The sequence below is a fragment of the Janthinobacterium sp. J1-1 genome (assembly GCF_030944405.1).
GTDB lineage: Bacteria > Pseudomonadota > Gammaproteobacteria > Burkholderiales > Burkholderiaceae_D > Janthinobacterium.
Genome location: NZ_CP132339.1, coordinates 717,113 through 728,839 on the forward strand (window position 1 = coordinate 717,113; position 11,727 = coordinate 728,839).

Here is an 11,727-nt window from a genome sequence, read left to right on the forward strand (position 1 = left end):
TCGTGGGTAAAGAGTGTTGATCGGGTTCATTGGGACTTGAGCTGGATCGCCGGCGTGACCTGGCAGGCGCGCCAGGTGGGCAGCAGGCCCGCCAGCAGGGCGGCAGTCACCGACATGGCAAACGTCAGCAGCAGCATCGGAATATCCATGTGCGCCACCGTGCCCAGATCCTCCGACTGCCGGCTGACCACGGCCAGCGCGCCAAACGCCAGCAGCAGGCCCAGCACACCGCCGGCCAGGCCGATCACGGCCGTCTCGATCAGGAACTGGCGGAAGATATCGCGCCGCGTGGCGCCCAGCGCACGGCGGATGCCCACTTCGGAAGCGCGCACGGAAAACTTCGCCAGCAGCAGGCCGACGGTATTGACCAGGCATAGCAGCAGGAAGCCGAACGCCAGCCAGGCGGCCAGCTTGTTGTCGTTGTCCACCACCTGCAGGTAAGCCATCCACTCGTTCAGGTCGTACAGCTGGTTCGGCGCATTGCGCATCATGCGGCCCAGCTTGCGCTGCTCGCCCGCGTAGGCGTCCAGGTACTGCTGCAGCTGGCCACGGTCGCCGCTGCTGGCCATCTCGAACCAGAACTGCAGCCAGGTGCAGCCCGAGGCCAGCATGCCCTGGTAGCCGGGAACGACATTGTCGCCATTGCAGCTCATGCCGCCATCGTGCACGGTCTCGTGGCGGATCGCGCTGGCAAACGGAATGAAGAATTCGTCTTCGGGGCCGAACGCTCCCTTGCTGCCGATAATGTGGTGGGCGCGCGGCACCACGTCCCAGGTCGCCAGCACGCCCGTCACCAGGTAGGGACGGCCCAGCACCATCACGCGCTGGCCGACCGGATTGTTTGTGCCCACCAGTTTTTCGGCCAGTGCACGGCTGAGCACGATCACGTCGGCGCCGCTGGCGTCATCGGCGTCGCTCCATGGCTGGCCATGCAGAAAAGGTGGCTCGAACATGGTAAAAAATTCGCGCGTGGGCGCCATGCCCTGGGCGAAGAACGAGCCGATATCCTTGCGCGCCGGTTCCACCTGGCCGGCCACGCCGTACATCACGGTGCGGCGCACGCCGATTTTGCTGCGCATGAAATTCTGTGCATCGATATAGCTCATCTGCATTTGCGAAAAGCCCGGTTTTTCACCGGGCACATAGCCTTTCACGGGCAGGATGTCGATCACCGGCACGAACAGGCGGTCGCTCTTGTGCGGCAGTGGGTCGCCCGACATGGCGTGCAGGATGGTGACGGTCGAGACGCTGGCGGCTACGCCCACGGCCAGCGTCAGTATCATCAGCGCGGTCAGCGCGCGGTTGCGCAGCAGGCTGCGCAGGCCCAGCTTGAAATAGTAGTCGAACATGGTCGCTCCTCAGGCGGTGGCAGGATGGCGGGCGGCGGTGAGCGAGGCGCCGTGCTGCATCAGGTCCGACACCTGGCCGTCGATGATGTGCACATTGCGCTGGCTGCGCAGCGCCAGTTCCGGATCGTGCGTGACCATCAGGATGGTGGTACCCTGGGCGTTGATGTCTTCCAGCAGCTCCATCACGCCGCGCGCCATCTGCGTGTCGAGGTTGCCGGTCGGTTCATCGGCCAGCAGCAGCTTGGGCGAGCCGGCCAGTGCGCGCGCGATCGCCACGCGCTGCTGCTGGCCGCCCGACAGTTCGGCCGGATAATGTTTCATGCGCGACGCCAGGCCGACCTTGGCCAGCGCGTCTTCGATGCGTTCGCGGCGTTCGGCGCGGTTGAAGCCCCGGTAGCGCAGCGGCACGTCGACGTTGTCGAACAGCGACAGGTCGGGAATCAGGTTGAAACCCTGGAAGATGAAACCCAGCTTTTCATTGCGCAGGCGCGAACGCGCGTTGTCGTCCATGCCCTGGACGTTGACGCCGTCGAGGACGTACTGGCCGTCGGTGAATTCTTCGAGCAGGCCGGCGATGTTCAGGAAACTGGTCTTGCCCGAGCCGGATGGCCCGGTGACGGTGACGAATTCGCCTTGCTGCACGTGGATCTCGAAGCCGCGCAGGGCGTGTGTTTCGATCATGTGGGTGCGGTAGACTTTGCTCAGGTTTTGCATGCGCAGCATGGGGAGCCTCTTGTAAAAGTTAAATGAATCAATGTCAGTTGAGCGAGACGCGCGCGGCGTTCTCGAAGTTTTCGGTACCGGCGACCACCACCTTGTCGCCCAGTTTCAAGCCGTCCAGGATTTCCACGGCGGTCACGCTGGTCGCGCCCAGCTTGATCGGCGTGCGCATCGCCACGCCGTCGCGCACCACATAGGCGAAGCGGCCGCCTTCGGCTTCGACAAACGAGCCGCGCGCCAGCATCAGCACGCCCGGTTTTTCATCGATCAGGAGGCGCGCCGACACGCGCTGGTTCTGGCGCAGGCCGGCCGGCTGCTCGCCATCGAAACGCACGCGTGCCAGCACCTGGTTTTTCACTACTTCCGGCGACAGTGCCGACAGCTTGCCGGTGGCCTTGACCACTCCCGTTTCGATCTCTGCCCGCATGCCCAGGCCCATGTCGGCCACATAGGTTTCCGGCACCTCCAGTTCCACTTCCAGCTGCGACAGGTCGACCAGCGTCATCAGGGCCGTATTGGCCTGCACCACGCTGCGGTTGGCCACCGACAGGGTGCCGATAAAGCCGTTCACGGGGGCGCGCACGGTCAGCTCGTCGACGCGGCGCTGGGCGTTGTCGCGGACGAGGCGCTGGCGTTCCAGTTCATTGGCCTTGGTCTTCAGGGCCAGCGTCACGTCTTCGCTTTCCAGGCCGGCCGCCTGCGAGGCGTGCTTGCTGCGGATCTCGGCCGAATTGAGGGCGTCCTTCGCCTTCTGGTAATCGATCTTGGCGATGATGCCCACCTGCGCCACGCTTTCGTAGCGCTCCAGGGTGCGCTGCGCCGACAGGCGTTCGATTTCGGCCGTATCGGCTTCGCGCCGCGCCAGCAGTTTCTGCTTCTTGGCCAGGATCTGCTGGCGCGCCACTTCCGCTTCGAGCTGCTGCACGCTGGACTGTTCGCGCTTGAGGGCGTCGGACAGGTCGGGCGATTCGAGCACCGCCAGGATATCGCCCTTCTTGACCGTGTCGCCCGCCTTGGCCTTCAGGGTGACGGTGGCCACCGTGGTCGAATACAGGGTGGGGCTGATCGAGGCGACCACGCGGCCATTGACGGCGGCGTCGCGCACCAGGGTGCCGCGCGTGACTTCGGCGATGCGCAGCCGGCTGGCGTTGACGGAATGCTCGCTGCCGCGCCAGCTGTGGAAGGCGGCATAGGCGCAGGCGAGCAATGCCAGGGTGCCGGCGGCAATCAGCAGGCGGCGTTTGCCGAGCTGGCCTTTGGGGGCGGCGATAACGGCGTCTTGATGGGATGTGTCGCGGATCATGGTGGTGGCGTTAAGAAGAATAAGCAAGCTATTGCACGATACGTGCCAGCGCCAAGTGCTTGATTTGATTGAGCGGCAGGCCGCTTGTCCGCTGTCCGCAGGTGTCCGCGCTGTCCGTTGCGTACGCATTCCTGCGTGCGTTTTTTCAGCCATCAGGTGGGTGTTCTTGGTATAGTCGGCGGGTAAGTGTTGCCTGATTAAAATTACTTTATAACAATATGGTGGGGTTGATATGAAAAATATGACAGTGCGTGCAAGTTTGCTCGGAGTGCTGCTGCTGTTTGCCGCGATGCTGGTGGTCGGCGCCGCGCTGGGCATTTATGCGCTGGGCCAGTCGACCCGTTCGATGTCCACCATGTACCAGGTCACGTCGCAGGTGATCGTCATCAACGACGCCTACAAGGACACCACGCGCGTGCGCGCCGCCCTGACGCGTGCCTATACCAGCATCCGGGATGGCGGCGCGGCGGCCGAGCGCGACGGCGCGCTGGCCAGCGCCAGGAAATCGCAGCAGCGCGCGCTGGAATTCATCGGCAAATACGACGGCGCGCCGGCCTATGACGGCCAGGATGCGGCGCTCAAGCGTGAGCTGATCGCGGCAGCGCGCACGCAGGTGCAGGCGCTCGAGCGCGCCACCGCCGCGCTGGCCGGCAATGACGCCGATGCTTACACGCTGATCAACACGCGCGAGCTGACGCCGGCCGGCGCCGCCTTTTCGGCGCAACTGGAAAAATTCCAGAAGCTCGGCGACGAGCAGAACACGGGCTTGATGGCGACGCGCGACCAGGACTACGCCATCGTCAAGTGGCTGGTCGCCTTGGGCCTGCTGCTGGCCCTGGCGCTGGTGGTGGGCGTGCACTACATGTTGCGCCAGGTGGTGATCGCGCCGCTGGCGCGCGCCGTGGTGCTGCTCGACCAGGTGGCGCATGGCGACCTGACGGCGCACATCGACGCCGGCGGCGACAACGAGATCGGGCGCCTGCTGGCGGCCATCCGCCGCATGCAGCAGGATCTGCTGTCGACCGTGGCGCGCGTGCGCGGCGGCGCCGAAGCGATCAACCGCGGTTCGCAGGAACTGGCGGCCGGCAATATGGAACTGTCGGCGCGCACGGAAACGCAGGCCAGTTCGCTGGAACAGACGGCCGCCTCGATCGAGGAGCTGACCAGCACCGTCAAGCAGAATTCGGAAAACGCCCAGCATGCGCGCGGCCTGGTCGATGGCGCCTCCGGCACGGCGGCGCAAGGCGGCGAAGTGATGCAGGACGTGGTCAGCACCATGAACGCGATCAATGACTCGTCGAAGAAAATCGTCGACATCATCGGCGTGATCGACGGCATCGCCTTCCAGACCAATATCCTGGCCCTGAACGCGGCCGTCGAAGCGGCGCGCGCCGGCGAGCAGGGCAGGGGCTTCGCGGTGGTCGCCACCGAGGTGCGCAGCCTGGCGCAGCGCTCCAGCCAGGCCGCGCGCGAGATCAAGCTGCTGATCGACGATTCGGTCGGCAAGATCGCGCTGGGCACCAGCCTGGTGGAGCGCGCCGGCGCCACCATGAACACCCTGGTGGGCGACGTGCGGCAAGTGACGCAGATCGTCGGCGAGATCGCCACCGCCAGCCGCGAGCAGAGCGACGGCATCGACCAGGTCAACCAGGCGATCGCGCAGATGGACCAGGTGACGCAGCAGAACGCGGCGCTGGTGGAAGAGGCGGCGGCCGCCACCCAGTCGCTGCAGGACCAGGCGGGCGAACTGGCGCGGACGGTGAGCGTGTTCAAGATCGCCTCGCATGCCGCGCGCGCCTGAGGTGGATGAGGCTTGAGCCGCATCACTTGATAATCTGGCAATCGTCCTGATATGGCCCGGTGATGAATGGCGCCGCCACCGCGGCCCGCATCCCACCTGGAGCATCATGACACTGCCCGACAAGAAACCTGCTTTCCCGGTCCGCCTGCGCGGCTGGCTGCGCCAGCTGGCCAGCCTGCCCGAGCCGCCGGAATACGATTATCCGTTTGCCCGCAGCGATATCGCCATGCTGGGCAAGGTGGAAGGCGGGCCGGTCCTGATCGATGCGCAGACCTGGGATGAAATGCTGCTCGATGGCTACAGCGAATCGCTGGCGGAACAAACCAGCATCTTCGGCCAGCAGCGCCTGCACCAGCGGCTGGCCGGCGGCGTCGCCGATCCCGCCTCGGTCGAACGCGTGCGCGCCTTGCTGGCCGCGCCAGCCGACATGGCGCGCTTGCAGCAGGCCATGCACGGCCTGCGCAGCGTCGACATGGAAGTGAGCGCGCCCCTGTTTGGCCAGCCGATCGCGCCGCCGCCCTGGTGGCGCCGCCTGTTGCTGCTGCCGCCGCTGGCGCTGCTGCTGTCGCTGGCGGCGGCCTTGCTGTTTGCGCCGCTGGCCTGGTTCGGCGTGCTGGCCGCCTGGGTGGTGCTGATGCTGTTGCAGGTGCAGTTCCATGACTGCTGCAAGTACTGGCAGCGCAGCGTGCAGACACTACAGCAATTGCTGCTGGCGCATGAGCGCCTGGGGGCGCTCGCTACGCCGTTCACGCAAGGCTGGCAGGACGAGGCACGCCGCGCCGGCCGCCTGCACCGGCATCTGACACCGATCCGCTGGCTCAAGCTGATACCGCTGCTGTCCGAATATGAGGACTGGTTCGTGCTGGGCGATGTGCGGCGCTATTTCCGCAGCCGCGTGGTGTTGCTGCGCCAGCTTGACGTTTTCCGCCGCAGCTTTTTGCGGGTGGCCGAGCTGGAAGCCGACCTGGCGCTGGCGCGCCACCTGCAGGCGCGCGAGCAGTTCTGCTGGGCGCAGGCGCTGCCTGGCGATGCGCGCGGGCTGAGGTTCGAGCAGGTGCGCCATCCCCTGCTGCCGGCGGCGCTGCCGCTGTCGCTGGCCCTGGACGGGCGCGGCGCCTTTGTCTCGGGCCAGAACGGCATCGGCAAAAGCACCTTGCTGCGCACCCTGGGCATCAACCTGGTCTGCGCGCGCGCATTCGGCTTTTGCCATGCGCAGGCAGCCCGCGTGCCGCTGCTGCCGCTGTACTCGAGCATGCAAAGCGAAGACTCGCTGGCCGGCGGCGAAAGCCTGTATCTGGCCGAACTGCGCCGCGCGCACGAACTGCTGGCGCTGGCCGGGAGTACTGAGCCTGCGCTGTTCATCATCGACGAGATCTTCCGCGGCACCAATCACCTCGAATCGATCTCGGCCGCCGCCGCCGTGCTCCATACCCTGGCGGCGCGCCACCTGGTGATCGTGTCTTCGCATAACCTGGTGCTGGCGCCGCTGCTGGAAGACTGCCTGGCGCCGTGGTGCGTGCGACGCGATGCCGGCGGCGCCTTGCTGCTGGCGCCCGGCGTGCTGCAGGCAACCAACGGCATCGCGCTGCTGGCCGAGCGCGGTTTCGGCCGCCAGATCGAAGACAAGGCGGGCCGGGTGTTCGACTGGCTCAGCACGCACATGGCGCAGCCGGCCGATTGCAGCGGCGTGCTGGCGCCGGCCTGACGGGTTTCCTCAGGCCGAATGCAGGCCCGGCTGCGCGTGCAATTGCCGCAGCGGCGCATGGTCGACCCACTCGCCGATATCGACGCTGTTGTCGAGAAAACCGCGCGCCAGCAGGAAGTCGTTGAACGATCCCAGCGCGGCCAGCGACTCGGGCGCCAGGTCGACCCGCAGCTTGCGGTGCAGCTGCGGACCGTAGGCGGCGCGCACCAGTTGCGGCGCCGAGCCCGTTTCATTGGCGATATAGCTGATGGTTTCCAGCGGATGCGAGGCGGCCCAGTGGCCGGCGTCGACCACCAGCTGCAGAAAGCCGCTGACGATGTCGGGAAACTCGCGCAAGGTCGCGCCGCTGACCGTCAGCGGGCGCGGCGTGCCGTTGTTGTTGCGGATCGCCGGGTCGGGATGAAAGCCGATATCGGCCACCACCAGCGCATTGAGCATGAGGGCGATTTCCAGCCCCGCCGAGCCGCGCACATAGATCGCGTCGACCTGGCCCGCCAGCAGCGCATGGGCTTCGGCCAGGTACAGGCGGCGCAGGTCGCGTTCCACTTCGACCAGGGTGACATCCTGGTCCGCCAGGCCTTCCAGGCTCAGGGCATTGAGCACGCCGCGCAGGGTGGTGGCGCGGAACATGTCGATCTCGATGTCGTCGCAGCGCGGCACGGCGATGCGCCGTCCGCGCAGGTCACCGATGGCGCGGATGCCGGACTGCGGCAGCGCCAGGATCTGCTGCGCTTCGTCGGTCCAGGTCAGGCCGATCACGCGCGTGTCGGCGCCGCGCGCGCGCGCCCACAGGGCCGGTGCGCTGCTACCCTGGCGGAAGGTATTGGCCAGCATGTATTCGAGCTGCTGCGTCGGGTTGCCGCTCGGCTGGCGCGTGCGCAGCGAGCGGATCGCCACGCCATCGGCCGACGGTTCGCCATTGAGCCAGCCGAGATGCACGGCGATGCTGAGCGGCGTGGGCACGGGCGAGCGTTCGTACCAGAAGGGAGGGTGGGTTGCGGTCATGGGAGAGGGACGTAACGGGGACGTAGTGGTCGCGATACAACAAGCGTCAGCAAGAGCCATGCCACCGCTGGCGGCGCGCATTTCCGGCCAGCGGCGCGGCGCATTGCTGCGCCAGCAGCAGGCCATCAGCAGCATCCTGCACGCACGGCAGCAGCGGCAAGCGGAGCATCATTTTTGCTCTATGCATATGCAAAACCGTCGCTTCCCTGCCACCCCCGCGCCATGCTAACTTGACCGTGTCCCGATACCGATGAAAGTGTGCCATGAAGGTGCTCAGCCTGCCCAATCCCGCCGATCACGCGATCTCGATCCGTGCCAAGGCGCTCGCGTTCGAAGACCCCGCGTCCAGGGTGCTGCTCGAACGCATACGGCTGATCGCCCCCAGCGATGCGACCGTGCTGGTGACGGGCGAAAGCGGCACCGGCAAGGAGCTGATCGCGCGCCTTGTGCACACCCTGTCCGAGCGCGGCGAACGGCCGTTCATCGCCGTCAATTGCGGCGCTTTTTCCGATACCCTGATCGAGAGCGAACTGTTCGGCCACGAGCGCGGCGCCTTTACGGGCGCGCTCGAAAGCCGCGCCGGCTGGTTCGAAGCGGCCCATGGCGGCACCCTGTTTCTCGACGAAGTGGGCGACCTGCCGCCGGCGGCCCAGGTCAAGCTGCTGCGCGTGGTGCAGGAGCGCGAAGTGGTGCGCGTCGGTTCGCGCAAACCCGTGAAAATCGACGTGCGCCTGGTGGCGGCCACCAATGTGCTGCTGGAAGCGGCCGTGCGGGCCGGCCACTTCCGCGAAGACCTGTACTACCGCCTGAACGTGGCCAAGCTGGCGCTGCTGCCGCTGCGCGAACGCCCCGACGACATCGCGCCGCTGACGCGCCACTTTCTCGACCTGTATGGCAAGCGCCTGCGCATCGCCGCGCCGGTGCTGGACGCCGATGCGCTGCTGCGCCTGAAACGCTATTCCTGGCCCGGCAATATCCGCGAACTGGAAAACGTGATCCACCATGCGCTGCTGATCAGCCGTGGCGGCAAAGTCACCGCGGCCGACCTGCATTTCTCGTCGCTGGGCGAATTGTCCGGCGCGGCCGCACCTGCCGCCACCGCCACCGCCGCTACTGCGGCCGGCACGCCGCAAGAGGCCTTGCGCGCGGCGCTGCTGCGCCTGTTCGATGCAGACCATCCCGACCTGTGGCAGGCGATCGAAGGCGAGGTGTTTGCCAGCGCCTATGAATACAGCGACCGCAACCAGCTGCAGACGGCGCGCCTGCTGAACCTGAGCCGCAATATCGTGCGCGCCCGCCTGGCCGACCTGGGCATCATCAAGGGCGCCGCCGGCGCGCTCTGATGCTGCTGCTGCTGCTGCTGCGGTGCTGCTGCCGCAGCAATCTGCTGAATTTTCCCCTCCCGCGATTCCCCATCCTGTGCATCACTTCCTTGCAAATCAATGACTTGCGTGGTGATCGAGGTTGGCACGCTTCCTGCAAACAGAAGCTCCAAAGGGCGCGTCAAGCCAGAATGGCGGGGCGACGCCGGCACGGAGACTTCTATTCAATTCAACGCGCATGCGCACAGGGAGTGGCAATGAAAGCAGCAGCATCAGGCAGGGCGGTACAACATCTGGCGGCACGGCGCGGTACGCGGCGTTGCATGCTACTGGCGCTGGCCGGCGCCTTTGGCGCGCCGGCCTGGGCGCTGGACGACGCTCCCGCAGCGCCTGCGGCAGTGGTGGTCAGCGAGGACGATGGCGCCGTGCTGCAGCGGGTGGTGGTGACGTCGGAAAAGCGCCGCGACAACGTGCAGTCGATCGCCTCGGCGGTGACCGTGATCGGCGGCGACACGGTGGAAAACAGCGAAGTGCGCAATGCCGGCGACATCATCCGCTTCGTGCCCAACATGACGGCCGACACCACCGACGGCCATGGCCGTCCGAAGTTCTATATCCGCGGCATCGGCCTGTCCGACGCCTCGGTGTGGAATACCAATCCGATCGGCACCTACCTCGACGACGTGTATATCTGGAACGCCTCGACGGTGGGCTTTCCGCTGTTCGACCTGGAACGGGTGGAAGTGCTGCGCGGCCCGCAAGGCACTTTGTGGGGCAAGAACACCACGGGCGGCGCGATCAACTTCATTTCGCGCAAGCCCACCTTCAGCAATGACGGCTACGTCAAGGCCAGCATCGGCGACAAGGGCAGCACCCTGCTCGAAGGCGCTTACGGTGGCGCGCTGAAGGACGATGTGCTGGCCGCGCGCGTGTCGCTGCACCGCGAACAGGCCGACCGCTATGCGCAGAACAGTTTCGTGCCGGGTACCGAAAAATGGCGCGACCTGGGCGTGCGCGCGCAATTGCTGGCGAAGTTCTCGAACACCTTCGACGCGCTGCTCAACCTCCATTACCGCGACTTCAACGGCCCGGTGCTGCTGAGCGGCACCACGGCCGTGCCGACCCAGACCCGCTTCAATATCCCGGCGCTGGTGGAGCCCACCGACAGGTTGAAACAGAAGGGCGCGGCGCTGACCCTGAACAAGGAGCTGCCGGGCGGGCTGTCGCTGACCTCGGTCACGGGCTATGAAAAATTCGACCGTGCGCAGGGCAGCGCCGACTCCGTCACGTATGAATCGAGCCGCAGCCGCACGGTGTTCGCGGTCGACCAGCTGAGCCAGGAGCTGCGCTTGGCGTCGCCGAAGACCGGGCCGCTGTCGTGGATCGCCGGCGCCTATTTTTTTGACGGAAAACTCGATTCCAGCGCGCAGACGGGCGTGCTGCCAGGCTCGCGCACGGCGGCCGGCGGCAATAAAACGCGCAGCTACAACAGCACCGACTACACGCTCAAGTCGACCAGCTATGCGCTGTTCGGCAACGCCGATTACAAGTTCAGCGACAAGTTCGACGTGGCGCTGGGCGTGCGCGAAACGCGCGAGAAAAAGGACATCGATTATCGTTATCGCACCGCGCCGGCCGGCGTGGCCTACAACAATGTGGCGCAGTGGTGGCTGGCGTCGAGCCTGAACGCCAATCTCACCACGGCGGCGGCCCAGGACGCCTCGAAGACCTGGTCGGCGTTTACCTACGACGTCACGCCGGCCTACCAGATCAGCGACGACGTGCGCGCGTATTTCCGCTACTCGAAAGGATTCAACGGTGGCAGCTTCAACGCCGGCGCCACCACGCAAAGCCAGGTCACGACGATACAGCCGGAGTACCTGAAATCGTATGAGCTGGGCGTGAAAAGCGAATGGTGGCAGCGCCGCCTGCAGGTCAACGTGGCCGGCTTTTACTACGACTACACCGACATCCAGCAAAAGGGCACCACGCTCAATCCGCTCAACCCGAGCCAGCAGGTGCTGACCTTCATCAACGCGCGCGGCGGGGAGGTCAAGGGCGTCGATATCGAGGTGGCGCTGGTGCCGGTGAAAGACTTGCGCCTGGCCGTCAACGTGGGCCTGAACCATACCGAGTTCACCGACTTCCAGGACACGCTGACGCACAACGCGGCCGGCAACTGGTTCAACCGCGTGCCGCGCGTGATCGGCAATGTGCAGGCCGAATACAAGTACCGCCTGGCGAGCAGCGGCGCGCTGGTGTTCAACACCGACTGGGGCTACCGCAGCAAGGCGTATTTCAATGCCGTCGACCAGAGCAGCGCTTTCCTGACCGAGAAGGCCTACTGGCTGGGCAATCTGTCGGCCGGCTACGTGGCGCCGCGCCAGCAGTATGAGGTGCGCCTGTATGTGCTGAACGCCACCGACAAGGTGTACCGCAACACGGCGCTGATCACCGGCCTGTATTCGTATGGCGCGCCGCGCACCTATGGCGTGTCGGCCACCTACCGTTTCTGAGGACGC

The 11,727-nt window shown here is 66.0% G+C and carries 9 protein-coding genes; 4 read left to right on the top strand and 5 right to left on the bottom strand.

Translation table 11 applies throughout. The features are described 5' to 3' along the window. Positions 1-26: 26 nt before the first annotated feature. From Q8L25_RS03155 to Q8L25_RS03165, 3 genes are read right to left on the bottom strand one after another with little or no spacing between them, the layout of a single operon-like run. The gene (locus Q8L25_RS03155) at positions 27-1,349 is read right to left on the bottom strand and encodes an ABC transporter permease (protein ID WP_308923523.1); all 1,323 of its coding nucleotides are present in this window, start codon (positions 1,347-1,349) and stop codon (positions 27-29) included. Between the two features lie 9 nt (positions 1,350-1,358). Further along, positions 1,359-2,072, bottom strand: a complete 714-nt coding sequence (locus Q8L25_RS03160; protein ID WP_308923524.1) for an ABC transporter ATP-binding protein — start codon at positions 2,070-2,072, stop codon at positions 1,359-1,361. Positions 2,073-2,106: 34 nt separating this feature from the next. Continuing rightward, positions 2,107-3,372, bottom strand: coding sequence for an efflux RND transporter periplasmic adaptor subunit (locus Q8L25_RS03165; RefSeq protein ID WP_308925643.1), 1,266 nt, complete (start codon positions 3,370-3,372; stop codon positions 2,107-2,109). 232 nt (positions 3,373-3,604) lie between these two features. Here Q8L25_RS03165 and Q8L25_RS03170 point away from each other — a divergent pair, with 232 nt between their 5' ends. Both Q8L25_RS03170 and Q8L25_RS03175 read left to right on the top strand, forming a co-directional pair. Further along, complete coding sequence (locus Q8L25_RS03170; RefSeq protein ID WP_308923525.1) at positions 3,605-5,173, top strand: methyl-accepting chemotaxis protein; 1,569 nt, start codon at positions 3,605-3,607, stop codon at positions 5,171-5,173. Between the two features lie 106 nt (positions 5,174-5,279). Beyond that, positions 5,280-6,878 carry a DNA mismatch repair protein MutS gene (locus Q8L25_RS03175; RefSeq protein WP_308923526.1) on the top strand — a complete coding sequence of 533 codons (1,599 nt, stop codon included), beginning with the start codon at positions 5,280-5,282 and terminating at the stop codon, positions 6,876-6,878. A gap of 9 nt (positions 6,879-6,887) precedes the next feature. Here the strand turns inward: Q8L25_RS03175 and Q8L25_RS03180 are convergent, their stop codons facing one another. Next, positions 6,888-7,883, bottom strand: a complete 996-nt coding sequence (locus Q8L25_RS03180) for an ABC transporter substrate-binding protein (RefSeq protein WP_308923527.1) — start codon at positions 7,881-7,883, stop codon at positions 6,888-6,890. A 46-nt stretch (positions 7,884-7,929) separates the two neighbouring features. Then, complete coding sequence (locus tag Q8L25_RS03185; RefSeq protein WP_308923528.1) at positions 7,930-8,055, bottom strand: hypothetical protein; 126 nt, start codon at positions 8,053-8,055, stop codon at positions 7,930-7,932. Between the two features lie 91 nt (positions 8,056-8,146). Between Q8L25_RS03185 and Q8L25_RS03190 the strand changes: the two genes are divergently transcribed. Both Q8L25_RS03190 and Q8L25_RS03195 read left to right on the top strand, forming a co-directional pair. Beyond that, entirely contained in the window at positions 8,147-9,226 is a 1,080-nt protein-coding gene (locus Q8L25_RS03190) for a sigma-54 dependent transcriptional regulator (protein ID WP_308923529.1), read from the top strand. A 236-nt stretch (positions 9,227-9,462) separates the two neighbouring features. After that, positions 9,463-11,721: a TonB-dependent receptor domain-containing protein gene (locus Q8L25_RS03195; protein WP_308923530.1), complete on the top strand. Its 2,259-nt coding sequence runs from the start codon at positions 9,463-9,465 to the stop codon at positions 11,719-11,721. The last annotated feature ends 6 nt before the right edge of the window (positions 11,722-11,727 follow it).